We start from the raw sequence: 23,288 nt of genomic DNA on the forward strand, positions 1-23,288 counted from the left end.
GCCGCCAAAGTGCGACCTTTCGTCGAAAATAATCTAAAATCAGCTTTGGTTACTTAACCAAGCCTTCATCCTTCATGACCTTTGCCACTGCTGCCAAGGCATCCTTTGCATCGTCACCATCGGCCTTGATAGTCACGTCTGCACCATGGCCAACACCGAGTGACATCACACCCATGATTGACTTCAAATTAACTTCCTTGCCTTGGTATGACAAAGTAACTTCTGAAACAAACTTTGAAGCTGCCTGTACTAATAAAGTAGCTGGACGGGCATGAATCCCTGTCTCTGAAATGATGTTGAACTCTTGTGTTTCTGCCATAATATTCTCCTTTTTGGAAAAGTCTTTTATTCAGTTTTAGTTTATCAAAGCGCTTACAAAATAGCAAGGTAAATCTCTTTTATTACAGAGTAAATCGCTGGCCCCCACTAGCTTTGCCTAACCGATTGTTATATGCCTTACCCAAATCGATGTCCGGCATCGCCTGGGCATAGATTTTGCCAACAGCAGCCTGGTCATCAAAGTAGCGCAACCCAGCAAAGAGGTTTTCACTCGCACTGGCCAAATCAGCTCCTAGAGACCACGATGGCACGGTTTTTGGTAATGCTGCCAGCAGCTCCTCTGAAGCCATGATGGCATCGCCCTCTTGCAGACTGTCCTTGAGGTCATTGAAGTCCAATGGGTCAAAGACAATCACGGGCTTATCCGGTGCATAATGCCGGTACTTCATCCCCGGAGCCTTTGGGGTTTCATCGGCCGCCAAGGACTTTTGACTAGTTCCATCGATGACTTTCTTCCCCAAGACCACCGTCAACATCTTTTGACTGACGGCTCCCGTACGCAAGATGGTTGGCTCGGCCGCCGTTAAATCGATGACTGTTGATTCCAAGCCCACTTGGGTTGGACCATCATCCAAAACGGCAGCAATCTTCCCATCCATATCATGATGAACGTGAGCAGCCGTCGTTGGCGAGGGCTTGCCAGAAAGGTTGGCAGATGGACCAACAATTGGCGTCCCCGCCAGGCGGATCATTGCCCGCGTTGCTTGGTTATCCGGCATGCGAACGGCCGCCGTTTGCAGGCCACCCGTCACCAGCATCGAAACTGCATTTTCCTTAATCGGTAAAATGATGGTCAGCGAACCCGGCCAAAACGTGTTCATCAACTGTCTTGCTTGGTGAGAAACCTCAACGTAAGAAGACAATTGGCTCGCATCCCCAACCGTCATAATCAACGGATTATCGGCTGGCCGACCCTTTGCCGTAAAGACAGCTTGGACGGCTTCGTCGTTAGTAGCATCCGCGCCCAAACCATAAACTGTTTCAGTTGGAAAGGCAACCACCTCACCCGCCTGAATCAGCGCTGCTGCCTCTGCGATATCTGTACTATTGTTTTGTAAATCTTTCGTTTTCATTTTTTTAACTGTACCCGGATCATCCGGTCAAGACCGGCTAAATCCTGCTTCAATGTCACTGTTGCTGTTGGTAATTGGTCTTGGAAGACCTTCGTTAACGCTTCGCCTTGATCATAGCCAATTTCAAAGTAGGCGACCCCGCCTGGCGTCAGCTGTTTTTCTAAGCCATGCGCCATTCGTTCATAGAGGGCTTTGCCACCATTTGGGGCGTACAAGGCCAAATCAGGCTCGAAGGCCACCACTGATTTATCCATTTCTTCCTGTCCATCCGGTCGGATATAAGGCGGGTTAGAAACGATAACGTCAAAGCGCTGGTCGGCCACAGCCGTAAAGAGGTCGGATTGCATCAAGCCAACGCGGTTCGCCAATTCGAATTGGTGCCGGTTTTTCTTGGCCACTGCCAAAGCATCCAACGAAATATCAAGGCCAATTCCACGAGCGTCGGGTAATTCCTGAGCCAACGTCAAAATGATTGCGCCAGACCCTGTCCCAACATCTAAAATAGTCGGGGCCTGCTCACCCTTAGCCTTCAAATCGCTCAAAACCCAGTCAACCAATAGTTCCGTTTCTGGACGGGGAATCAAGACCCGGTCATCGACCACGAACTCGCGACCATAAAAGGGTGCCTGCCCGAGAACATACTGGGCGGGAACGCCCTTGAGCAACTGGGCAATCCATGTTGGCCAGCGCTTGGCTAGCCAGGGGTGCATTTGCCGGGTTAGGTTGGCCCGCAGCATCCCGTAGTTCACTTTCAAAGCGCCTGTTAAAAGAAAGTCAACGTTATCACTCGCCTCGTCTGCATCCAAACCGGCCGCCGTCAGTTCCTTGAGCGCCCACTTGCGTGCTTCTAAAAGCGAAATCTGAACCGTTTTTTCGGAGCCTGCCTGATTTAGCCGATGTGACTGTTGCCAGTCAGTTTTTTCTTGTGTCATTATTGCTGATTTAACTCCGCCAGCTTAGCTGTTTGTTCGGCTAAGACCAAAGCATCAATGATTTCATCTAAGTCACCGGCAATAATCCGATCCAACTTATTCAAAGTCAAGCCAATGCGGTGGTCTGTCACCCGGTTTTGTGGGTAGTTATAAGTTCGAATTCGTTCGGACCGCGCCCCAGAACCAACAGCCGTTTTCCGCTGTTCGGCATACTCCGCCTCGTTTTCCTGGGCAAAGTGGTCGTAAACACGGGCGTTCAAAATCTTCCAGGCCCGTGCCCGGTTTTGTTGCTGGGACCGTTCGTCTTGCATGGCCACCGTAATTCCTGTTGGTTCGTGGGTCAAGCGAATCGCTGAAGACGTCTTGTTAACGTGCTGACCACCGGCACCAGATGACCGGTAAACATCCTCACGGACATCTTTTGGATCAATTAATCCTTCTGCATCGACTTCTTCGAACTCTGGCATCACACCGACCGTAGCCGTTGAGGTGTGGATTCGACCTTGTGTTTCCGTTGATGGCACTCGTTGCACGCGGTGAGCACCCGATTCAAACTTCAACTTTGAATAAACGTTGTTCCCAACAATCATCGCCACGACTTCCTTATAGCCACCCACTTCAGTTGTCGTTTCATCAACAATCTGCAATGACCAGCCCTGATTTTCGGCGTAACGGCGGTACATTCCTAGCAAATCAGCCGCAAACAAGGACGACTCGTCGCCACCCGCAGCACCACGAATTTCCATAATGATGTTTTTATCATCATTGGGGTCAGTGGGCAACATCAAAACTTTTAGCTTTTCCTCTAATTCGGCCTTTTCGGGTTTGAGTGTCGCCAGATCTTCCTTGGCTAATTCACCCATTTCAGCATCCCCTAAGAGTTCTTCGGCCTCAAGCAAGTCGTTGACGACCTGTTGGTAGCGCTTGAAGGTTTCAACCGTTTCGCGAATGCCACCCGCTTCTTTTGACAGCGCCATGTAATTCTTTGAATCGCTCATGACCTCGGGATCGGCTAGCATTTGATTCAATTCATCGTAACGGTCCACGACCGCTTGTAATTGTGAAAATATCGGATCCATCGTGTCTCCTTAATTCTTTGGAATCATTTCTAAAATTGGGTGGTACCAATGTTTGCGGCAGGTTGGCAAGTACGACTCATCCCCCCCGATTTGGACCTGGTTACCAGAATACTGCGGTTGACCATTGGCAATTCGCAGTTGGGTCGTTGCCTTTTTACCACAAAACGAGCAAATCGTTTTCATCTCTTCAAGCTTATCGGCAATCTCCAACAAGCGACGTGACCCTTCAAACAGGTGGTTAAAGGCATCCTGCTTCAGGCCAAAGGCCATCACAGGCAAGTTTAAATCATCGACTACGTAGGCCAATTGATCGACCTGATTCGCCATTAAAAATTGCGCCTCATCAACCAAAACAGCCGCTAATTTATCGTTCTTGCGGGCCTTAATCATTTTATAGAGATTTTCATCCTCGGCCACAACCGTTGCTGGTCGCTTTAACCCAATTCGTGAGGCAATCACGCCAATCCCATCGCGGTCATCCACTAAGGGCGTTAGCAACAAGACCTCTTTGTCTTGAGATTCATAATTATGAGCAACTTTCAAAATTTCAATTGATTTGCCAGAGCCCATCGCCCCATATTCAAAGTACAGTTGTGCCACGTTTTCGCCTCACTTATTCCATCTATTCTATCAATCTATTATAGCAATTTTTTAATCATAACTCGACTGCCTAGACCATTTTAGGGAAAATTCGCATGGCGCATGGTAAAATAAGAGTTTAGAAAAAGGGGGACTTTTTTATGTCAGTAAAAAGTCAGTTAGCCAAATTTACGGCCAAAAGTAGTCATTTTTTGCTCCGCAATATCTTAAAGCGTGGCGGTACTTCTTTACCCGGCAAGCTAGCCGTTAAGATTGATCCAGAAGTTTTACAGACCATTGAAAAAGAATTTGACCTGGTGATTGTCACGGGAACAAATGGGAAAACATTGACAACCGCCTTAATCACCCGGGTCTTGCGGGCTGGTGGCTACACGGTCGTGACCAACCCATCTGGTTCCAACATGGTCCAGGGAATTGTTGGTACGCTTCTAACGACAAAGGTGCAGCCATCACCCAATGGAAAAAAGCCAGTTGCCGTCTTGGAAGTTGATGAAGCCAATGTTTTGTCTTTGGCAAAGGCCATTGAACCGAAATACTTCGTTTTGACCAACCTCTTCCGCGACCAACTCGACCGCTACGGTGAAATTTATTCCACTTACGATAAGATTATCGCCGGCATTAACCAGGCACCAAACGCAACGGTAATTACCAACGCTGATTCGCCCATCTTTGCTCGCGGTTCTTACTCAAATCAGCGGATTTACTATGGCTTTGACAACGTCAAGGAAGCTGATTTTAAAGACTTAAAGGCGCCAACAAACACGGATGGTATCCTTTCCCCAACGGACAATTCCGTCCTCCACTATGACTTCATCACTTATGCCAACCTCGGCCGCTATTTTTCAACAACCGATGGTTTCAAGCGGCCTAAGCTTGACTACGCCGTGACGGCATTAAACGAATTAACACCAAAGTCTTCTGCCTTTGATCTCGATGGCACATCGTACAAGATTGCTATTGGCGGTCTCTACAACATCTACAATGCATTGGCAGCCTACGCTGTTGGCCGGACCTTTGATGTCAGCCCTGCTGATATCAAGAAAGCCTTTGAAGAGGACAAGCAGGTCTTCGGCCGCCAGGAATCACTTGACGTCGATGGCAAGGATGTCACGATTTTGCTCATCAAAAATCCCGTTGGGACGAACTCCGTTATCGATATGATGGAAACGGAAAAAGATCCCTTCACTTTAATTACGTTGCTCAATGCCAATTATGCCGATGGAATTGATACTTCTTGGATTTGGGACGCCGAATTTGAGCGCCTGCATGATTCAAAATTAGTCTCCTTGTCAACCGGTGGCGAGCGCTACAAAGACGTCACTGTTCGCCTGAAGATGGCCGGCTTTAAGCTCGACGGTACCTACCAAAAGACGGAGGATATCTTAAAAGCAATCGACCAGGCACCAACCAAAAAGGTTTATCTGACCGCTACTTACACGGCGATGCTCCAAATTCGAGCCGTCTTAAAAAACCATGGTTACATTCAGGAGGAATATTAATGGCTGACTACACGCTTGAACTAGCCCACCTCTACGGTGATTTAATGAACACGTACGGCGATTATGGCAACATCATTGCCCTGCGTTACTATGCCAAGCAAATTGGCGTCGACGTTGACGACCGCCTCGTTTCGCTCAATGATGACTTCGATCCCAAAGCTTACGACTTTGTCCTCTTTGGCGGAGGCCAGGACTACGAAGAAACCATCGTGGCTAACGATTTGAAAGCCAAGGCCGATGGCCTAAAAGAATACATCGAAAACGATGGTCCACTTTTAGCCGTCTGCGGTGGTTTCCAACTGCTAGGTCATTATATGGAAATGGCCGATGGCACCAAAGTTGATGGTATCGGGGTCATGGACCACTACACCACTAATATGACCGATGACCAAGTCAAAACCCTCAAGGGTAGCCGGCTAACTGGTGACATCGTCATCAAAAATAACGAGACTGGCGAAGAATACCACGGCTTTGAAAACCACCAAGGTCGAACCTTTTTAGGCAAGGGCGAAAAGGCCTTGGGAACCGTCACCACCGGCCAAGGCAATAATGGCATGGACAAGACCGAGGGCGTGATTTATCACAACGTTTACGGTTCTTACTTCCACGGCCCAATCTTTACCCGTAATGGTAATCTGGCAAAACGCGTCTTAGCAACCGCCTTGTCTCGCAAATATCCAGATATTGATTGGCAAGCCAAATTGGACCAAATTCCAGCCGAAACTTTCTAAAAATCAGCAACACAAAAGCCTCCAAAAATTTGGAGGCTTTTTTTGAACCAATCATAACAATGATTGACTGGCTGATTTTTATTCTGAGAGGTGGTAATAATAGGTCGAAATCGAAATATTATCCATGGCCGATAAAGCAGACCGCAGTCGTAGTGAGGACTGGTTATGCAAAATATTTTGCCAGGGTTTCTTCGGTACGAACTGGGGAATAATGACCGTGACCGAATGGTTAATCTTTTCAGACTGATGCGAAACCTTGGTCACAAAGCCAACCACTGGTTTGACGATTGACCGGTAAGAAGAGTGGACGTCAACGTAACGGACGTCTGGGAAATTAGCCGCAAACTGCTTAGCAATTTTTTCTTCCTTGGCAGGATTAATATCAAAGGAAACGTGCATCGCCACTACCTTGGTCGCAACGGATTGCGCATAGTCGATGGCCTCAGCCGTTACCTGCGTTAGGTTCGAGACGAGGACAATCGCCGTTGAACCCGCATATTCTTGGTGCTTTTGTTCCTTTTGATCGAGGTACTGTAAGCGCAACTGCTTAGAAACCGCATCGTAGTGTTTCCTAATTTTAAAGAATACGGTCAAAACCGCTGGCATGATAATCAAGTACGGCCAAACATGGGTTAATCGGGTCGCAAATAAGACGATGACCAAGGCAGCCGACATAAAGGCACCAAGGAAATTAATAGCCGCCTTCCCCCACCAAAACTTTGGCTTCAACCGCCACCAATGGATAATCATCCCCGACTGAGACAGCGTAAAGGGCACAAAAACTCCAACAGCGTACAAAGGAATTAAAGCATCAGTTGAGCCATGGAAAATCACGGTCAAAATCATGGCCCCAAAGGACAGTGACAAAATCCCATTTGAGTAACCCAATCGGTCACCCTGATCCATAAAGAGGTGTGGCAGGTACTTATCCTTGGCTAAGTTCACAGCCAGGACGGGGAAGGCCGAAAAACCGGTATTGGCCGCCACTGCTAAAATCAGCGTTGTGGCTAATTGAACCAAATAAAAGCCTAGACCATGACCGCCATAGGTAATGGCGGCAATTTGCGACAAAACCGTCGAATGGCTGTTTGGCACAATGCCATACCAGTAAGACAAAAAGGTAATGCCCAAAAAGAAACTAGCTAAGATTAAGGCCATCATCGTTAAGGTTGCAGCAGCATGCTTTTCCTTGGGTGCCTTAAAGTTTGGCACCGCATTTGAGATAGCTTCCACCCCAGTCAATGAAGAGGAACCGGATGAGAAGGCACGCAAAAAGAAGATGAGCGATAAAGCCGAGAAATCAGTGCCGATTTTGGCGGCAGCATGGTAGGCAATCGCCCCGGTTGCGGCCTGAAAGAGACCATAACCAACTGTCGCCGCCATAATGACGATAAAGAAGTAGACCGGAATCATCAAAAAGTTAGCCGATTCACGCAAGCCACGAAGGTTTAAAGCAGTTAAAATCAGGATAATCACCAACGAAAGCGGAACAGCAAAAGGCAGCAAACTCGGGATAGCGGCTGTCATCGCATCAGCAGCAGCCGATGCCGACACCGCAACCGTTAACATATAATCAACTAACAGTGAGCCACCAGCTACTAAGCCAACTTTGGGGCCCCAATTCTTACTAGCAACCGTATAAGCACCACCACCGTTCGAATAGGCATGGATAATTTGCCGGTAAGACAAAACAATGGCTGCCAAGAGTAGCAAAATTAAGAGCGCAATCGGCAATTGTAACCAAAGGGCTACTGCACCACCGGCCAGTAAGACGGCCGTAATCGATTCCGTCCCATAAGCGACGGATGAAAGGGCGTCAGATGATAGAAGGGCCAAGGCCTTGGACTTTGACAAAGCCTGGTCGGACGCTTCTAATGTTTTCAACGGTTTGCCAATTACAAACCGCTTCACGTTTCTAAACATGGTTGTCTCCAAATCGTTGTAATCAAACCATTGTACCTTGGAATGAAGAAGAAAAATAGCCACTCATCATCTTTTTTTCCAAGATTCAACCCTTCTGCGTCCAAAAGAGCCATCCTCAGCACTTAAAAATTAGCAAAATAGTGGATTCCTGCTGCCTGGCCGTCAGTTAAATCCGCAACTAAACGGGCGCTGGCCAAATCAGGATTTTTTCGCCAATCATCAGGGACAGTCAGACGTAAGACTCGTTGAACCCAGTCAAGCTGATTTTGGCTGGGATAATGAAGGACACCTGCCACTAAGATCAAATCCGATCCGGCCATCTTCAACCCCTCTTGAACCGCCAAAAAGTTATCCACATCAAAGAAGATTTGGCTAATCAAAACTTTCGCCCCAGCCCTTTCCTTGGCCAAAGCCTGGTTAACAACCCAGGCAACACCGTGGTTAGCAACCTGGTTGACGTCTAAGGTTGTCGCCAAGCATAGCTCCGCTAACCCGGTTTGGCCAGTGGCCACGAGCAAGTCTTGAGCTGATGAAAACCCATTGCTATCTGCCCGCTTATCCCCAGTCACCAGCAGAAAATTGTTTAATCCAAGGTCTTGCAGATGGTGAAAAGTTGATTCCACTTGGTCGGGCTGAACATCTTTAGCCCGAACGTGAACCATCACCGGTTTTTTCGTTGTCAGCTGAACTTTCGTTGCTGTCTTCAAAAGGGTCTGCCAATCGTGATCCGTTTGGCCTTGGTTGGCCAGGCTAAAATATTGTGCCTGATCGCGGGCACAGGCACTTTTCAAGCCATTTTTGATGGTTAATTCCTGTGAAATCACCGGTCCTCGATGGTCTTGATAAAAATCAGTTACTGACTGCATTTGTTTTCCTTATTTTGCTTTCAAATAACGACACGATTACAACTAGGCCAATTTTCTTAATCCTGATTTTCATGCTATAATAGATGAAAAATAACGGAGGTCAATCCCATGTACCAACCTGAAAAACACACAAACGAAGAAATTCAAACCTTTATCGACCAACCCAGCCGGCAGCTCATGTTCTTATCTGCCGACTGGTGTGGTGACTGCAAGGTCATCAAACCTTTCGTTCAAGGAATCAAGGATGAAGTTTCTAAGACAGCTGGTTGGATTGACGCCGACCGCGATGACAACTTGGACCTAGCAACAAGCTATGGTTTACGAGGTATTCCTTCTTTTGTCCTCTTTGTTGATGGCAAAAAAGTCGACCAAATTGGTCACGGGGAACGCCTAACACCAAAGCAAGTAACTGACTGGTATGAAGGAACCCTTCAATAAGTCAACTTCATTCTAACAAAAAACCAAGCCTTTCGGCTTGGTTTTCTTTTTAATCATTTTTAACTGCTTGGTACTAACTAGTATGGAGCAGTTTTTATTTAATAAAAGCGGCCACCGTATTAGCTGGAATGGCAAAGCCCATTCCTTCAATATTGGTATCAGCAGCACCAGCAGAAATCTTGGCTGAACTAATGCCGACGACCTCCCCATCCAAATTAATCAAGGCCCCACCTGAATTACCAGGATTAATAGCCGCATCCGTTTGGATAACTTGGACGTTTTGATTATTGGTCTGTGAAATTGCTAGCATCCGGTTTGGTGACGAAATAATCCCCTTCGTCATCGTTGAGGCGTAGGCTGCTCCTAATGGCGATCCAAGGGCCAGCACCTGTTGACCGGACTTCAAAGACGAGCTATCCGCCAGCTTAGCAACCTGCTTAAAGGCAGTTGACTTCACTCGAATCAAGGCTAAATCCTTGGCCGTATCTGTTTTAATAACCGTTGCTTCGGCCTTTTGACCGTTAGCATCAACGACCTGGATGGCTGCTGAACCTTCAATCACGTGGTTATTCGTCACGATATCAGCAGTATCCTTTCCAATCTTAACAACAACACCTGATCCCTGGGCTGCTGTCTCATAATCGGTCTGCTGCTTATCCTTTGTTTGGTCATCAAAGGCTGATGCACCATCGCTTAGCGAAGCTGATTTTTGTAAATTCTGCACCGTCACGACGGCATCTTTAACTTTGTTGTACGCACTAGTTGCCTGATCATTGCTTGTATAGGCAGTTTTTGCCACCGTTGCCGTCCCGGCAGCATTCGTATGGGTGGCTTGTGCCAACTGACTTTGATACCAAGATCCTGGTGAGGAACTAAACCAAACCAGCAATGCTCCGATTACAAAGGCAGCCACTATCATAGTAGTAAAAGCGTGTACTCTTTTACGAATCATCCGGCAACTTTCCTTTCAATATTTTCTAATCTTTATACCACACTTAAAGTGGAAGGGTCACCTTAAAAATTGTTCCCTTTGGTTCATTATCGCTCACGGTTATCTTACCATTATGGGCAGCAACTATCCATTCTGCAATGGAAAGACCCAAACCAGTACCACCAGTTTCCCGGTTTCCAGTTTTATCCTCGCGGTAAAAGCGGTCAAAGATATGCTTTTTCGCATCAGCTGAAATGCCCCGGCCAGTATCAGCAACCGAAAGTGCTAAGCGTTTTTTCTCAATCGCAGCGGAAACCGTCACGGTAGCACCGTCGTCCGAATACTTGAGTGCGTTATCCATTAACAGTACCAATAATTGGTGAATCCGTTTTTGATCAATTTCGACTTCCTGACGCACAGCATTGTGGATAACCACCTTTTTGTCGGAGATTTCCCCCATTTCAACGTAGGGTGACAAAATTTGCTTCAAAAACTGCCCGACATCGGTTTTTTCCTTTTCAATCTTGGTCATGTTTGACCCGGTTTTCGCCAAGGTTAACATGTTATTGGTCAAGGAATTCAACCGTCTGACTTCCGATAGCGACAGGATAATGGCTTCGGACTGCTGACGGATTGTATTATCCGGCTTGGTCAGCATCGTTTCCAGCTTCCCTTGAATGACCGACATCGGTGTCCGCAATTCGTGGGCAGCGTTATTAACGAAGTCTTGTTGCTGATCCCAGGCCTTTAAGATTGGCTTCATACTTTGTCGTGCAATAAAGAAGGCAAAGAACAAAGCAAAGATAAAGGCCGAAACAAATGACCAAACCATCACGTCTTGGAATTTTTTCAAATTCAATACAGTATCCGTGACATCAACAAAGACGTAACCATAGGTAGCTGATTTCAAACCTTGGCCATCTGGTACTAAGACCGTGTTCGGCTTGAATTTAACGGCTTGAATTCGCAGGTAAGTCTTATTAACGTGAACTGTTCTAGGTGCTAAGTTCAAATCACTGGTATCAAACTTCAGACCAAAACGCCTCGTTAAGACATTTTTGGAACCATTATTATTTGTCTGATTTTCAATTTCCTTCCCCTTGTCATCATAGTACAAGAAGTTTCCACGAAAATCTTCTGGCATATGGCGCATGGAGTCAGCCGTCAGCATCTTTTGCTTAGCAGAGGCGCCTTCATCCAACCAATTATTCCGTTGATAGTACTCCACATACTGGTTAATGACCTTGTCAGAGCTGTCGTAAATCGTGAAGGTATAAACCCAAAAAATAACCCCGGCCAAAAAGCCAAAAATGACCATTAGACCCAGGGCCAACGTTGAGAAATTATCAATTTGTTGTTTGCGATTAATCAGTCTTGGCATCCGGTACCTCGAGAATAAAACCAATGTTACGGAGCGTCTTAATTAGCCCGACCTGGCCAACTGCCTCAAGTTTTCGGCGCAGATTATTCAAATAAATATTGACCACGTTAATCGTGGTATCAGAATCGATTCCCCAAACGCGATCAAAAATTTGGTCACGGGTCACGATGATATTCTTGTTTTGACCCAAATAGGTCAAAATATCGAATTCCTTCCCAACTAATTTAACACTTTGCCCGTGAACCTGGACACCACGATTTTCTAAGTTAATCGTTAGTTCACCGACCGTAATCGTGTTATCTTCGGAATAGACACCCGTTCGACGCAAGAGCGCCTTTACTCGAACCAATAATTCTTCCCGGTGGAAAGGCTTGGTCAAATAGTCATCGGCCCCAACGTTGAAGCCTTCAATTTTATCGTCCAAAGATGCCTTCGCCGTTAAAATCAGAACAGGCGTATCCACTTTGTCATCCCGTAGGTTCTTAATGATTTCCAGGCCGTTTTCACCCGGCAACATCAAATCAGAAATAATGAGATCGTAAGGAACTTCTTTTCCTTCATATTCACCGTCTTGGCCATCCGTCACCGCTGTGACATCGGCAAAGTCTTCCAAAAAGCCGACAATATTATCGGCCAGATTTACATCATCTTCAATTAACAAGATTTTAATCGCTTTGGCCATAGTCCTTCTCCTTTGGGGCAGTCAGTGCCCGTTAAAATGTCTTATCAGTAATATTACTTTAGCAACAACAGATTAAGGTCATATTAAAAGGCCTTTACCATGGTGGCGACGTTGATGCCCTCGTTAATCAGGCTAACAAGCGATAATCATTGCTAACGGTGGTTGACGCCTGCTGGAAGGCAATCATCTAAAAAATTTTAGGCCAAGCCAATACTAATTTTCAAGGCCTTTGCCACCGCCTTCATCAAGCCATCTTGCTGGTCAATGTGGGCAATGCGGTCGCGCAAACGGTGCTTATCGATGGTTCTGATTTGTTCGGCTAAAATAATGGAATCCCGTTTAATCCCACTAATTGCCGCCGGTAGTGAAATATGTGTCGGCAACTTGGGCTTAGCCATTTTGGAAGTAATGGCCACCACAATCGTGGTTGGGGCGTTCATGTTGCCCATATCATTTTGCACCACTAAAACTGGGCGCAAGCCGGACTGTTCGGAGCCAATTCCCTGTTTTAAATCGGCATAAAAAACATCGCCGCGGCGAACGTTTTCGTAATCTGCTGTCATGTCTATCCTCTTATGTATGGGCGATTTGCCCTATTTTGTCACTTAGTGTACCACTTGTCACGACTGTTAGTCTTCAATAATGCGTGGAATTCGTGACCCAATTCCAGTTAAGACTTCGTGAGGAATACTTTGGCCATATTCGGCCAGTTCCTCAATACTGATTTTTTCCTGGCCATCTTGACCAAATAGAATCACATCCGTATTGATTGGAACAGGCTTACTCAATGAAACAATAATTTGATCCATTGTGACCCGGCCAAGGACTCGTTCTTTATGACCGTTGACCAAAACGGTCATACCCGCAAGCGTTCGATGATAACCGTCGGCATAGCCAATCGGCACTGTTCCAACCCATTGGTCTTCTTGTGCTACATAGGTTGCGCCGTAGGAAACTGCCTCACCAGCCAACAACTGATGAACGCCCCAAATTTTTGCTTTAAAGGTCGCCACCGGTTGCAATGGCAGGTCAGTTTTCTTGGCTGGATAGGCCGGGTTATAACCATAAAGGGCCGAACCAACGCGAATCGTTTCGGTTGGAATTTCATCAAAATGGAAGAGTGCCGAACCAGAGTTCGCAACATGCCAGTACTTGGAATCGATATCCAAGGACGTAACCTGTGCTAAGAAATCAGCCTTCTGCTGGTCATAGTAAGCCTGGTTTTGATCATCTGCCGTAGCAAAGTGAGTGAAAACCCCCGCCAGTTCAAAGGCATCCTCACCCATGACAAACTGATACATCGATGACAAATCAGCCTTCGTCTTGGCGCCCATTCGACCCATGCCGGTATCAATCGCCAGATGGACTCGCAAAGGTGGCAGTGGCCTTTCGCTAGCTTGTAAAAGGTCTCTTGCAGCTAGTAACCAATCCAGGTTGCCTACAGCCGGTGCAAGATAGTTTTCCGCCATCACTGGTGTCAAATCAACGTTTTGTACGCCAAGGAGGACAATCTGGTCACTTTTTTTCGGTAAAACCTGACGGACTGAAAGTCCTTCGTCGACCGTTGCCACAGCAAAGTCGTGAACGTCTGCTTGACTCGCCAAAACTGTCGCAGCCCATTTGGCACCATGACCATAGGCATTGGCCTTAATAACGGCAATTAGGCGCTTGGCTTTTGCGTGGGCCATAATTGTTTTGGCATTATGAACCAGCGCTGCTGCTGAAACGAAGAGTGCCGCTCCTCGCCTAGAAAATGAATCATCATTCATGTCTATTTCTCTTTTCTACCAATAAAATGAGCCGTGAGGCGTTGTACCCAGAAAACTCTTTCAATCGTAACAACTGTGCTAACGTAGTCGCCACTATGGGTAATGGCAACTTCAATTCGATTTTTTTGTCCAACAACCTTCATAATTGGTCGACCTGATTTGGCATTAAGGATTGAAATATCCTGCCAAGACACATCGCGGCCAATCCCGGTCCCCAATGCCTTGGCATAGGCTTCCTTGGCTGAAAAACGGCCCGCAACAAACTCTAAGTAATGCTTGCCCGTCCGCTTTTGGACCGCCGCCTGCTCAGCTGGCGTTAAGATTGTCGACAAGAAGTTTGGTCGTCTAGACAATACGCCTTCAATTCGGCTAATGGACTCCATGTCGTTTCCGATTCCGATAATCATACCTCCATTTTATCAAAAAAAAAGAGAATCAACACAGAATGTGTCAATCCTCTAACTTTTTATGAAAAGGTTTGTAGTTCTTGATCTTGTGGCTTAAAGTTCTGCCATTCCTTTGACAAGAAGTTGTTGTTAATCTTGTAGTCATTATCCTGGTACTTACCAGACAAGAATGGATTCAAGTACTGATCTAATGCCAGCCAACCACGCCAACCAATGTGAATGGTATCCTGCATGAAGAAGTCTTCCCCACCACGGTGTGACAAATCAGCAATGTTGTTAAAGCCTTGGCTTTGCAACTGATACTTAATCTTATCAACCGCCTGGTAGTACATCTTATCAGACAAACCAGTATAAGCAACCCAACGTTGGTTAACCGGTGTAATGACGAATTCGACATCCGTATGGTTCTTGGCAAAGTTTTCCAAAACAGCCTGCAAGTATGCGTATTCAACTGATTGACGGTAGTCATAGTTGACCTGAGCATCCTTGAGCATCTTCAGGTCAGCCCAAACACGAGTACGATAGAACGAGTTCTTAATCCTAAAGCGGTTTGAACCGGTGTTCTTTTCACCCTGTTCAAAACCAATTTGGTTCAAAGTTTGCTCTTGATACTGGTTAGGCAAGTCCTTCGCATACTTCATCACTTCGTTCTTGTAGTTATGGCTTGTTTCAAAGTTTGAGAACAAGGCATCCTGTCGTGACAAAATCTTATGCTGGAAGCGCAAAGCTGATTTATCAGCTGAACTTGGACCCTGACCATCTTCCACGTTGTGTAACATCCGGTTAAACATCGGCTTGTCACGAACCAAAGACTGCTTCAACAAGGCCTGGGCCATAAATTGATCGGTTTGGCTTGGCTTGTTCATGTTCAACAACCAATCAACCACTTGTAGTGGTGAATAGAAGATTGAGAACGCACCCGTTGAGCCGGTCTTGGTGAACCACTGTGGTGAAATCACAAAGACTGCCTTCTTATGATCCAAGGCTTTTGGCATCTCTTGCATATTCAAGAACTGAACCATTGATTCAGATCCCGCCTTACCGAGCATAAATGGTCGATAAGAACGGTTATACTTTTCAGCCAAAACAGATGGATGCAAAGAATCAAAGCGAGATAATTCTGATGAACCAAAGAAAGGAATATAATTTACTTTTTTGTCACTAAAGGCAGCGTCTTTAACCGCTTCCCCTTTAACGATTTGGCTTGAGAAAGAAACAGAAGCTTCTCTCAAGTCCTGCTGACTATAATGATTCAGCGGGAATGGCAGAAAAAAGACCAGGCCGATAAGTGCCAGTGCTGCTAGCACCGGGCCAAAGATCTGCCACAATTTTTTCTTGTTAGTCATGAGGTTTTATCCCAACAATGATTCTACTTTAGCAATAATCTTGTTTGCCGTGTCCCAGTCTTCACGGTTAAATTCTGAAACGGGTGCTTGAATACCGAACTTGTTTTCCAAGTCCAACAACAATTCAACAGTAGCCATTGAATCCAACAACCCTGAATCAAATAAGTTTTCGTCCATTTGTGAAGACAAGTCTTCCCCAATGATGTTGTTCAAAACTTCTAATACGCCTGCTTTTACGTCCATTATATTTCTCCTCTATTAGTGGTGGAACCAGAACTTATCTAAGAATCCACAGAATACCAAGAATGTTAACATCACGAAGTTGAAGGTCAAGAAGATGGCGAACACTTCCGTGAATTTGTTATGTGGGATTTGGTCACGATGCTTCTTTTTAAAGCGCAACCAGGCATCATTGACAATCATTCCCGTTCCATGCAACAAAGCATAAACGATATAATACCATGTCAATCCGTGCCAAAGACCCATGACCATCATGTTGACCAAATAGCCAACGTTTGAAACAGTCGTCCGGTTCTTAATCCACTTCTTACGCATCACCATGAAGGAGAAACGCATGAAGACGAAGTCTCGGAACCAAAATGACAACGACATATGCCAACGATTCCAAAAGTCCTTGATGTTATGGGCCCGGTAAGGTTGGTTAAAGTTTATTGGTGATTTAATCCCCATGACATATGATGTAGCTATGGCAAAGCAAGAATAACCCGCAAAGTCAAAGAACAAATACATACCATAGGAATAGGCCACACCAATCAACCACCAGGAAAAGCCGTGATGGTTGTCGCCCATTGCCAAACTCTGAAAGAATGGATAGACGATTTGACCGAAGTAATAAGACAAAATGAACTTGTAGACAAAGCCTAAGAAGTAAGACTTGACTGCGTAGCCCAGCATGTCAATGTAGTCCGTTCGCTCTGGCACCGAACCGGCATCGCCGGCAAAGCGCGTGTAACGATCAATTGGACCGGATGACAGGGTTGGCATAAAGAGCATGAAGCGCAAAAACATGATTGGCTTAAACTCTTTAATGGCACCATCCCGCGTTTCAATAATCATCCCTGTTGAGCGGAAAGTCAAATAAGAAATTCCTAAGAAACCAAGCAGCGTGAATTCAGGCTTGAAAACGCCAATGGCACCGAAGCGCACCATTGTAATCGGCAAAATTGACAATGCTACCATTAAGTAGAAAACCCAGTTGGCATTCTTTGTCTTGCGGTAAGCCGAATAAAAGGACACGAGACAGAACTGCCAGATACTATAAACTAGTATCGCAATTCCCTGGTTCACATAGTGACCAGTATCGAAAATTAAAAAGATAAAAGCCAAAGAGACCAAAATCTCATACCAGACAAAACGCTTACCGAAGTAAAGCCCAATTGCCAGTGGCGCCAAAGCCACTAAGAGGTAAAAGAAATAGGTCGGATCGGCGTAGGGTTGTAGATTAGGCATTGCCATTCACCTCAGCAATCAGGCCCTTCAAGTTTACCTTACCATTTGGTGTCAAAGGCATGGCATCGCGGTAGATAAACCGTGATGGCATCATGTATGGCATGATGATATCCTTCAAATCAGCCTTAATAGCGTTCGTCAAATCCATTGGCTTTTCAAAGTCGTTCTTCTTTGGCACAACAATGGCCAACAGTTGCTTAACTTCGCCATCTGCATCGTAGCGAGGAACGGCAGCAGCCTGTTCAACCCACTGAGACTTCAAGAAGTGCTGAGCGACTTCTTCCAATTCGATTCGGAAACCATGCAACTTGATTTGGAAGTCCACACGACCCTTGTAGTGCAACAAGCCGTCTTTGTCCATGTAACCCAAGTCACCAGTCTTATATCCTGGTTGACCGTCAACCATTAAGAAAGCGGCCTTGGTCTTTTCAGGATTGTTTAAGTAACCCTTTGAAACAGCTTCACCAGACAAAACAATTTCACCTGGTTCGTCAATTGGCAAGACCGTTCCATCTTGGTCCATGATGGTTGCCTTCATTTCAGGTTGCATGTAACCGATTGGCAACTTGTCGTACTTGGCCAAGACTTCGTCCGTGATTTCAATGGCTGATACGGCAACAGTTGCTTCCGTTGGTCCGTAAGTATTGAAGATTCGGGCATCTGGGAAGCGTTCGCGCAGCTTCTTAGAAGTTGTTGCTGTCAAAACTTCTCCACAGAACAAGAACTTCTTCAAGCGAGGGTAATTTTCTTGCTTAAAATCAGGACTCAACAAGGCAACGTTGGCAAATGAAGGGGTTGAAACCCACAGGTCCAAGTCCATTTCTGGCAAAACCGTAAAGAGTTGCTTGAAGTCATCGGCAATTTCTTTTGACAATGGCTTCATTACGCCACCCATCAACAGTGAACCACCCCATGACATAACAGAAACGTCAAATGAGAATGGCGTCTGTGTCAAGACGTTGTCACCACGGTGCAAATCAAATTCATCAGAGAAGAGCCAGTTCAAGTAAGACAAGGCATTTTTATGAGAAATCTGAACACCCTTTGGCTTACCAGTCGTACCAGAAGTAAAGATAATGTAGTAATTATCATCGCCCAAAACCGGATGCGTTAACTCGTATGACTTCTTAGCAGTAAAGGCTGCTTGCAATTCTTCGCCCTGGAAGACAGGAACAGAATCGATTGGCAATGGCAATTCATCCAAAGCAATCACTGCTGAGGGTTGACCAATTTCCAAGATGTTTTCGATTCGATCCTTGGCAGAGTCCTTGTCGACCGGCGCATAGGCGTGGCCTGATTTTACAGCAGCTAAGAAAGCAGCTACCATTTCAAATTGGTGACCACCAAAAACCATAATTGGTGACTTGTCAGGCAAGTTTTGTTCATCTAAGTAGGCGGCCAACGAGTCAGAGTATGACTTCAAATCGCCGTAAGTATAAGTATGGCCCAAGCCATCGTAGGCAATCGCATCAGGATTTTCTACTGCATAGGCATCAATATTTTTGTAAATGTTATCAATCATTTGTCGCTTCCTCTTTATTTTAGAATTCGTTATAAATGAAGTGGCCCCCGGTGACACCGGAATAGCCGTACAGATAAATCAAGGCTAAAATGATTAAAAAATAAGCCAGGGTTCTGACAATAAATGTCACCCAGGGCTTGCTTAGAAAACGCTTGAACATCGCGTGACGCCCCCCAAAATTGTTCGGTTAGTGTTATAATTATTGGCATATTACAGTGGTACCTAGTAAAACACTTTTGCTATTATAGCACAATATCTTTTCTTGCGATACCGCCCCAAATCTGGGGGAAGTCTGGAGGCACTTGTACATGTTTGCAAAGATCCTAGCAAAGATTCAACAATGGGATCGAGCTTGGGTAGGTCTTTCACCTATCAAAAATCTTTTTTCTTCCTTTAAACAGGTATTACCTTTGGTAATCATTGATGTTTATTGGCGTTTGATTACTCGATTATTTTTAGACCCTGGCGCTTTGTTCGCCACTATTTTCCATTACAAAATCCACTTTTTTAGTAATCCACAAATTTCACAAGGAGTCGTCAATGTCTTAGACTACCTAGTTGTCGCCTTTACGATTGCTCTATGGACAAAAAAGTATTTAACGGAAAAACTTTCCGACAAGCGCGATCCAATCTTGCCGGTCACCGTTAACTTTGGTCTGGTCTTAGTTCAGACCTTTTCTACCGTTGCCAACCAGGGACAGTTGACTATCCATCTTGGACTGTGCTTACTAGTGGCCTATCTCATTAATCTGACCTACTTAGCGCTAACCAAAATTACGAAAGATCGGTTGCAAGACATGGGCTTTGCCTATCTTAGTTGGGCAGCCATCGTCTCAGTTATCGTCGTGACTATCACCTCATTCATGCCCAACATTGTGACCCAGGGGACTTACACCACCTTCTTCTCATCTGATTTTTTCGCGCATTATTATTCTTTGGCATTAGTTGCTGTTTTGGCACCAATTCTGCTTGTTTTAGGAATCAGTATCCCCTTGGACTTATCAACTGGTGCCACTGATTTAGCCCAGGTGAACACAAACCTGAATGCCGTTTATCAATCAGTGATGGCCAACCTGCCACAGCCACAAAATCCCTATTCGGTTTTGACCGCTTCGGCCATGATTGGTGGCGTTGGGGCAACTTTAGGATTGGCATTCATCCTTATCTTTGCAAAAAGTAAAAAGACAAGACGGCTTGGATTTTGGTCTTTACTACCAGCCTTGTTTGATAGCAACCGTATTTTAGCCTATGGTGTGCCCTTGTACTTCCGGCCACTAACATTGGTACCGATGATTTTGAGTTCCCTTTTTGGTTCACTCTCAGCTAGTGTCGCCATTAAGCTTGATTTTATCCGGCCAACCGTCTTTAGTGCGCCAAATGGTACGCCTCACTTATTGCTTGGTTTCATGGCCAGTCAAACCCCATGGCGGTCATTAATCTTGGCCATCTTTGTTCTGATTGGCTCAATTTTGATTTACTGGCCATTTGTGAAGGACATGATTACAAAGGAGGCCGAGCATGACTAAAAGTACAAAATTCATGCTGTTCCTGACGGTCTTGTTGACCATTGTCATTGCCCTTTTTGGTCGTGTTTGGATGCTTTCTGAGCACCAAAATGACCGGGCAATTCAAAAATCGCGGATGGAACCCGTTATCTTTGTTCCTGGCTCCAGCGCGACTGTCAGACGGTTTGATGATCTCTTTGCCACAATCAATTCAGAAGACCGTGATAAGGGAACCCACTCCGTTTTGAAGGTTCAGGTCAATTACGACGGTAGCCTCACTTATTCTGGTCACGTTGATGGCTCTAACCGACGACCATTTATTGTCGTTGGCTTTGAACGTAATCAAGACAATTATCCAACCATTCAAGCCGATTCAGAGGCACTCTCAAAGGTCATGACTGACTTGCAAACTCGTTACCATTTCCGGAGTTTCTCAGCTGTCGGTCACTCAAACGGTGGCCTGATTTGGACAGATTATTTGGAAAACTACTATAGTTCAACCAACTTCCACATTCGGACGCTGATGACTTTGGGAACGCCTTTCAACTTCTCTGAAACATCAACGACAAGACAAACAACCATGCTTTCGGATATGATTGATGGTGCAAGTAGCCTGCCTAGTGATTTGGTCGTTTACTCAGTTGCCGGTTCAGAAGATTACACCGATGATGGTACGGTTCCTGTTCAATCCGTTCTTTCCGGTAAGTATATTTTCCAAAAGAATGTTGCTAAGTACACCCAAACAACTGTCTCAGGTGATAATGCCGGACATTCCAAGTTACCGGAAAACCCCGAAGTGATTAACCTGATTCGCGAACTTGTCTTACAAAATCCAAATGATGGTTCCAAACTAACACCAAAAAAACGCCAAGAGTATTAGTGAAGGCTTTAACCGCTAACCGCTCATTAACTATTTTGCTTCATCGACTGGAGGTCTCGTGATGGCTTTGCTAAAAAATAAAATCGGGCTGGCCACCATTAGCTTACTAGCCCTTTTCTTCCTAGGATTGCACTTTCAAACAGCTCAGGCAGAAGACCCGAACAAAATTGAACCCAGCTCGAACTTTGTTGTGACTGATAATGCCAATGTGCTTTCAGATCAAACCAAGCAGGTGATTTTAAAGCAGGAGCAAACGTTTAAAAAGACCAAGGAACAGCCCCAAGTAGCAGTTTTAACTGTCAACAATACCGATGGCCAATCAATCCGCGACTTCACTAACGATTTAACCATGCTCTCGGTTTGGCACGCTGGTAAAAAAGGGCAAGACAATGGTGTCATTATTGTCTTTGCTAAGAACAACGGGCAAAATAATGTCCGTGTCGTGACCGGAACCGGTGTTGAATCCGTTTTGCCTGATGGTAAAATTTATCAGCTCCTACAAGCTAACCAGCAGGAGTTAAAATCTTCGGACCCAACAGCGATTGATCGAGGGATCCGCAATCTCTTTTTACAGGTTGAAAAGACGCTACCAACAACACCAACAAGTGGTAAGCAAAGCGCCTCAACAACCAGTGCGGTGATTGCCCTTGGCTTAGTTGGTGTTCTTGCCCTCGTCATTTTCCTAGTTCGGTCGAAAATGCGTCGCTTTAATGGCGGCAACACGTCTTATTATCGCGGCGGTAATGGCAATACACGCTACTTCAATCAATCACCAAATGGACCGCAACACGGCCACAGTTCAGGTCTTAATTGGTTCCTAGGAGGATTACTACTTTCAAACCTCTTCTCGGGCCCAAGACGCCATTTTGACGATGACCACTATGATCACTACGATGATTTTGGTGGTGGTTTGGGCGGCGGATCCGATTTTGATGGATCTGACTTTGGCGGTTCAGACTTCGGTGGTGGGTCTGATTCCGGCGGTGGTGGTGACTTTGGTGGCGGTGGATCTGATTTCTAAAGACTAACTACGGTTGCGCCAGGATACAATCCCCGCTACAATATTTCTAATAGCGTCAAGCTAAACAACGATAAAGGATACGAATCATGACAATCATTAATGAAAAGACGCCCTTTTACAAGAAACGCGGTTGGCAAATTACGGCAGTTGTCGCCCTTGTCTTCATCATTCTCATTGGTGGCTTTATTTCTTCTGCCAATGGCTTGTCCCGCAAGGAACAGGATGTTGATGCTGCCACTGGTGGTATTCAAACCGCGTTGCAAAACCGCGCCGATTTGATTCCAAATCTGGTTAATGCTGTTAAGGGAGCCCAGGGACAGGAATCTGCCATTTACGGCAAGATTGCTGATGCCAGAACCCAATACAATCAAGCAAAGCAAAGCTATGCGAATGCCAACGATCAAGACCAAAAGACAACGGCTATGCAAAATCAGGATAAAGCCTTCAATTTGATGGTTTCAACGATTAATGAAAACTATCCGGATTTGAAGTCTTCTGACCAAATCCAAACTCTGATGGTTCAACTGGAAGGCGTTAATAACCGCGTGACTTATGAACGTAAGGTTTATAACAAGGCTGTTCAAGACTACAATAACAAGGTTGTGTCGTTCCCTAGTTCTTTGGTGGCATATATGACGAATCACCACAAGTTCAACTACTTCACGGCAGACAGTTCTGCCCAACAAAATCCAACGGTTAACTTCAGTAAATAATATTGAAGAAGACAGCAGAAAGCCCCAACCAGTAATGGTTGGGGCTTTTTGTCTCACATAAAGAATACTATTATTATACAAGAACTTCGATAACCGAACAATCTTTTTGGCCATTTCTTTTATTTCATTTTGTTACAATTTTGTAAGTTAGTTTTGCTAACAAGAGAATTATTCTAATCTA

At 45.5% G+C, this 23,288-nt stretch carries 25 protein-coding genes; 7 read left to right on the forward strand and 18 right to left on the reverse strand.

Annotation, left to right across the window (positions count from 1 at the left end; translation table 11 throughout):
• Nucleotides 1-49: 49 nt before the first annotated feature.
• From AOQ32_RS04270 to AOQ32_RS04290, 5 genes are all read right to left on the reverse strand, one after another.
• A complete protein-coding gene (locus AOQ32_RS04270; protein WP_047974667.1) occupies nucleotides 50-319 on the reverse strand; it encodes a phosphocarrier protein HPr in 270 nt (89 codons plus the stop codon).
• 82 nt (nucleotides 320-401) lie between these two features.
• Nucleotides 402-1,412: an L-threonylcarbamoyladenylate synthase gene (locus AOQ32_RS04275; RefSeq protein ID WP_059393751.1), complete on the reverse strand. Its 1,011-nt coding sequence runs from the start codon at nucleotides 1,410-1,412 to the stop codon at nucleotides 402-404.
• Nucleotides 1,409-2,344 (reverse strand): peptide chain release factor N(5)-glutamine methyltransferase, encoded by a 936-nt coding sequence (gene prmC, locus AOQ32_RS04280; RefSeq protein ID WP_059393752.1) that lies wholly within the window; start codon nucleotides 2,342-2,344, stop codon nucleotides 1,409-1,411. The genes AOQ32_RS04275 and prmC overlap by 4 nt, the downstream gene beginning before the upstream one ends.
• Nucleotides 2,344-3,423, reverse strand: a complete 1,080-nt coding sequence (gene prfA / locus AOQ32_RS04285) for a peptide chain release factor 1 (protein WP_059393753.1) — start codon at nucleotides 3,421-3,423, stop codon at nucleotides 2,344-2,346. Before prfA ends, prmC begins: the two co-directional genes overlap by 1 nt.
• Nucleotides 3,424-3,432: 9 nt before the next feature.
• Entirely contained in the window at nucleotides 3,433-4,023 is a 591-nt protein-coding gene (locus AOQ32_RS04290) for a thymidine kinase (RefSeq protein WP_059393754.1), read from the reverse strand.
• A 140-nt stretch (nucleotides 4,024-4,163) separates the two neighbouring features.
• On the opposite strand from AOQ32_RS04290, the gene AOQ32_RS04295 reads away from it, so the two are divergent.
• Both AOQ32_RS04295 and AOQ32_RS04300 read left to right on the forward strand, forming a co-directional pair.
• On the forward strand, nucleotides 4,164-5,522 hold the full coding sequence (locus AOQ32_RS04295; RefSeq protein ID WP_059393755.1) for a Mur ligase family protein: 1,359 nt from the start codon (nucleotides 4,164-4,166) through the stop codon (nucleotides 5,520-5,522).
• Nucleotides 5,522-6,253, forward strand: a complete 732-nt coding sequence (locus tag AOQ32_RS04300) for a type 1 glutamine amidotransferase (RefSeq protein ID WP_059393756.1) — start codon at nucleotides 5,522-5,524, stop codon at nucleotides 6,251-6,253. Before AOQ32_RS04295 ends, AOQ32_RS04300 begins: the two co-directional genes overlap by 1 nt.
• 78 nt (nucleotides 6,254-6,331) lie before the next feature.
• Here AOQ32_RS04300 and AOQ32_RS04305 read toward each other — a convergent pair whose 3' ends face one another.
• Nucleotides 6,332-8,176: an APC family permease gene (locus tag AOQ32_RS04305; protein ID WP_059393757.1), complete on the reverse strand. Its 1,845-nt coding sequence runs from the start codon at nucleotides 8,174-8,176 to the stop codon at nucleotides 6,332-6,334.
• A gap of 122 nt (nucleotides 8,177-8,298) precedes the next feature.
• On the reverse strand, nucleotides 8,299-9,042 hold the full coding sequence (locus AOQ32_RS04310; protein ID WP_059393758.1) for a methylenetetrahydrofolate reductase: 744 nt from the start codon (nucleotides 9,040-9,042) through the stop codon (nucleotides 8,299-8,301).
• 108 nt (nucleotides 9,043-9,150) lie between these two features.
• Between AOQ32_RS04310 and AOQ32_RS04315 the strand changes: the two genes are divergently transcribed.
• Entirely contained in the window at nucleotides 9,151-9,480 is a 330-nt protein-coding gene (locus tag AOQ32_RS04315; RefSeq protein ID WP_059393759.1) for a thioredoxin family protein, read from the forward strand.
• Between the two features lie 94 nt (nucleotides 9,481-9,574).
• Here AOQ32_RS04315 and AOQ32_RS04320 read toward each other — a convergent pair whose 3' ends face one another.
• The 11 genes from AOQ32_RS04320 to AOQ32_RS04370 form a co-directional block, all read right to left on the reverse strand.
• Entirely contained in the window at nucleotides 9,575-10,432 is an 858-nt protein-coding gene (locus AOQ32_RS04320) for a S1C family serine protease (protein WP_059393760.1), read from the reverse strand.
• 43 nt (nucleotides 10,433-10,475) lie between these two features.
• A complete protein-coding gene (locus AOQ32_RS04325) occupies nucleotides 10,476-11,792 on the reverse strand; it encodes a sensor histidine kinase (RefSeq protein ID WP_059393761.1) in 1,317 nt (438 codons plus the stop codon).
• Nucleotides 11,776-12,474, reverse strand: coding sequence for a response regulator transcription factor (locus tag AOQ32_RS04330; RefSeq protein WP_059393762.1), 699 nt, complete (start codon nucleotides 12,472-12,474; stop codon nucleotides 11,776-11,778). The genes AOQ32_RS04325 and AOQ32_RS04330 overlap by 17 nt, the downstream gene beginning before the upstream one ends.
• 197 nt (nucleotides 12,475-12,671) lie before the next feature.
• Nucleotides 12,672-13,037 carry a type II toxin-antitoxin system PemK/MazF family toxin gene (locus AOQ32_RS04335; protein ID WP_047974654.1) on the reverse strand — a complete coding sequence of 122 codons (366 nt, stop codon included), beginning with the start codon at nucleotides 13,035-13,037 and terminating at the stop codon, nucleotides 12,672-12,674.
• A gap of 66 nt (nucleotides 13,038-13,103) precedes the next feature.
• The gene (gene alr / locus AOQ32_RS04340; RefSeq protein WP_059393763.1) at nucleotides 13,104-14,243 is read right to left on the reverse strand and encodes an alanine racemase; all 1,140 of its coding nucleotides are present in this window, start codon (nucleotides 14,241-14,243) and stop codon (nucleotides 13,104-13,106) included.
• Nucleotides 14,244-14,245: 2 nt separating this feature from the next.
• Entirely contained in the window at nucleotides 14,246-14,650 is a 405-nt protein-coding gene (acpS, locus tag AOQ32_RS04345) for a holo-ACP synthase (RefSeq protein WP_059393764.1), read from the reverse strand.
• Between the two features lie 59 nt (nucleotides 14,651-14,709).
• A complete protein-coding gene (gene dltD, locus AOQ32_RS04350) occupies nucleotides 14,710-15,996 on the reverse strand; it encodes a D-alanyl-lipoteichoic acid biosynthesis protein DltD (protein ID WP_059393765.1) in 1,287 nt (428 codons plus the stop codon).
• A gap of 6 nt (nucleotides 15,997-16,002) precedes the next feature.
• On the reverse strand, nucleotides 16,003-16,239 hold the full coding sequence (gene dltC, locus AOQ32_RS04355) for a D-alanine--poly(phosphoribitol) ligase subunit DltC (RefSeq protein WP_047974650.1): 237 nt from the start codon (nucleotides 16,237-16,239) through the stop codon (nucleotides 16,003-16,005).
• Nucleotides 16,240-16,254: 15 nt separating this feature from the next.
• Nucleotides 16,255-17,466: a D-alanyl-lipoteichoic acid biosynthesis protein DltB gene (gene dltB, locus AOQ32_RS04360; protein ID WP_059393766.1), complete on the reverse strand. Its 1,212-nt coding sequence runs from the start codon at nucleotides 17,464-17,466 to the stop codon at nucleotides 16,255-16,257.
• Nucleotides 17,459-18,988: a D-alanine--poly(phosphoribitol) ligase subunit DltA gene (gene dltA / locus AOQ32_RS04365; protein ID WP_059393767.1), complete on the reverse strand. Its 1,530-nt coding sequence runs from the start codon at nucleotides 18,986-18,988 to the stop codon at nucleotides 17,459-17,461. Before dltA ends, dltB begins: the two co-directional genes overlap by 8 nt.
• A 19-nt stretch (nucleotides 18,989-19,007) precedes the next feature.
• Nucleotides 19,008-19,148: a teichoic acid D-Ala incorporation-associated protein DltX gene (locus AOQ32_RS04370; protein ID WP_047974720.1), complete on the reverse strand. Its 141-nt coding sequence runs from the start codon at nucleotides 19,146-19,148 to the stop codon at nucleotides 19,008-19,010.
• A gap of 148 nt (nucleotides 19,149-19,296) precedes the next feature.
• Between AOQ32_RS04370 and AOQ32_RS04375 the strand changes: the two genes are divergently transcribed.
• The 4 genes from AOQ32_RS04375 to AOQ32_RS04390 all read left to right on the forward strand — a co-directional run bounded on the left by AOQ32_RS04375 (nucleotide 19,297) and on the right by AOQ32_RS04390 (nucleotide 23,107).
• The gene (locus tag AOQ32_RS04375; RefSeq protein ID WP_059393768.1) at nucleotides 19,297-20,514 is read left to right on the forward strand and encodes a PTS transporter subunit EIIC; all 1,218 of its coding nucleotides are present in this window, start codon (nucleotides 19,297-19,299) and stop codon (nucleotides 20,512-20,514) included.
• Nucleotides 20,507-21,373: an alpha/beta hydrolase gene (locus AOQ32_RS04380; protein ID WP_059393769.1), complete on the forward strand. Its 867-nt coding sequence runs from the start codon at nucleotides 20,507-20,509 to the stop codon at nucleotides 21,371-21,373. The genes AOQ32_RS04375 and AOQ32_RS04380 overlap by 8 nt, the downstream gene beginning before the upstream one ends.
• A 61-nt stretch (nucleotides 21,374-21,434) precedes the next feature.
• Nucleotides 21,435-22,394 (forward strand): TPM domain-containing protein, encoded by a 960-nt coding sequence (locus AOQ32_RS04385; protein WP_059393770.1) that lies wholly within the window; start codon nucleotides 21,435-21,437, stop codon nucleotides 22,392-22,394.
• An 86-nt stretch (nucleotides 22,395-22,480) separates the two neighbouring features.
• Nucleotides 22,481-23,107 (forward strand): LemA family protein, encoded by a 627-nt coding sequence (locus AOQ32_RS04390; RefSeq protein ID WP_059393771.1) that lies wholly within the window; start codon nucleotides 22,481-22,483, stop codon nucleotides 23,105-23,107.
• The last annotated feature ends 181 nt before the right edge of the window (nucleotides 23,108-23,288 follow it).

It is taken from the genome of Fructobacillus tropaeoli (assembly GCF_001047135.2).
Classification (GTDB): domain Bacteria; phylum Bacillota; class Bacilli; order Lactobacillales; family Lactobacillaceae; genus Fructobacillus; species Fructobacillus tropaeoli.

Coding starts and splice junctions, on each gene's coding strand:
- AOQ32_RS04270 (WP_047974667.1), bottom strand. CDS start 319: ATGGCAGAAACACAAGAGTTCAACATCATTTCAGAGACAGGGATTCAT.
- AOQ32_RS04275 (WP_059393751.1), bottom strand. CDS start 1,412: ATGAAAACGAAAGATTTACAAAACAATAGTACAGATATCGCAGAGGCA.
- prmC (WP_059393752.1), bottom strand. CDS start 2,344: ATGACACAAGAAAAAACTGACTGGCAACAGTCACATCGGCTAAATCAG.
- prfA (WP_059393753.1), bottom strand. CDS start 3,423: ATGGATCCGATATTTTCACAATTACAAGCGGTCGTGGACCGTTACGAT.
- AOQ32_RS04295 (WP_059393755.1), top strand. CDS start 4,164: ATGTCAGTAAAAAGTCAGTTAGCCAAATTTACGGCCAAAAGTAGTCAT.
- AOQ32_RS04300 (WP_059393756.1), top strand. CDS start 5,522: ATGGCTGACTACACGCTTGAACTAGCCCACCTCTACGGTGATTTAATG.
- AOQ32_RS04305 (WP_059393757.1), bottom strand. CDS start 8,176: ATGTTTAGAAACGTGAAGCGGTTTGTAATTGGCAAACCGTTGAAAACA.
- AOQ32_RS04310 (WP_059393758.1), bottom strand. CDS start 9,042: ATGCAGTCAGTAACTGATTTTTATCAAGACCATCGAGGACCGGTGATT.
- AOQ32_RS04315 (WP_059393759.1), top strand. CDS start 9,151: ATGTACCAACCTGAAAAACACACAAACGAAGAAATTCAAACCTTTATC.
- AOQ32_RS04320 (WP_059393760.1), bottom strand. CDS start 10,432: ATGATTCGTAAAAGAGTACACGCTTTTACTACTATGATAGTGGCTGCC.
- AOQ32_RS04325 (WP_059393761.1), bottom strand. CDS start 11,792: ATGCCAAGACTGATTAATCGCAAACAACAAATTGATAATTTCTCAACG.
- AOQ32_RS04330 (WP_059393762.1), bottom strand. CDS start 12,474: ATGGCCAAAGCGATTAAAATCTTGTTAATTGAAGATGATGTAAATCTG.
- AOQ32_RS04335 (WP_047974654.1), bottom strand. CDS start 13,037: ATGACAGCAGATTACGAAAACGTTCGCCGCGGCGATGTTTTTTATGCC.
- alr (WP_059393763.1), bottom strand. CDS start 14,243: ATGAATGATGATTCATTTTCTAGGCGAGGAGCGGCACTCTTCGTTTCA.
- acpS (WP_059393764.1), bottom strand. CDS start 14,650: ATGATTATCGGAATCGGAAACGACATGGAGTCCATTAGCCGAATTGAA.
- dltD (WP_059393765.1), bottom strand. CDS start 15,996: ATGACTAACAAGAAAAAATTGTGGCAGATCTTTGGCCCGGTGCTAGCA.
- dltC (WP_047974650.1), bottom strand. CDS start 16,239: ATGGACGTAAAAGCAGGCGTATTAGAAGTTTTGAACAACATCATTGGG.
- dltB (WP_059393766.1), bottom strand. CDS start 17,466: ATGCCTAATCTACAACCCTACGCCGATCCGACCTATTTCTTTTACCTC.
- dltA (WP_059393767.1), bottom strand. CDS start 18,988: ATGATTGATAACATTTACAAAAATATTGATGCCTATGCAGTAGAAAAT.
- AOQ32_RS04370 (WP_047974720.1), bottom strand. CDS start 19,148: ATGTTCAAGCGTTTTCTAAGCAAGCCCTGGGTGACATTTATTGTCAGA.
- AOQ32_RS04375 (WP_059393768.1), top strand. CDS start 19,297: ATGTTTGCAAAGATCCTAGCAAAGATTCAACAATGGGATCGAGCTTGG.
- AOQ32_RS04380 (WP_059393769.1), top strand. CDS start 20,507: ATGACTAAAAGTACAAAATTCATGCTGTTCCTGACGGTCTTGTTGACC.
- AOQ32_RS04385 (WP_059393770.1), top strand. CDS start 21,435: ATGGCTTTGCTAAAAAATAAAATCGGGCTGGCCACCATTAGCTTACTA.
- AOQ32_RS04390 (WP_059393771.1), top strand. CDS start 22,481: ATGACAATCATTAATGAAAAGACGCCCTTTTACAAGAAACGCGGTTGG.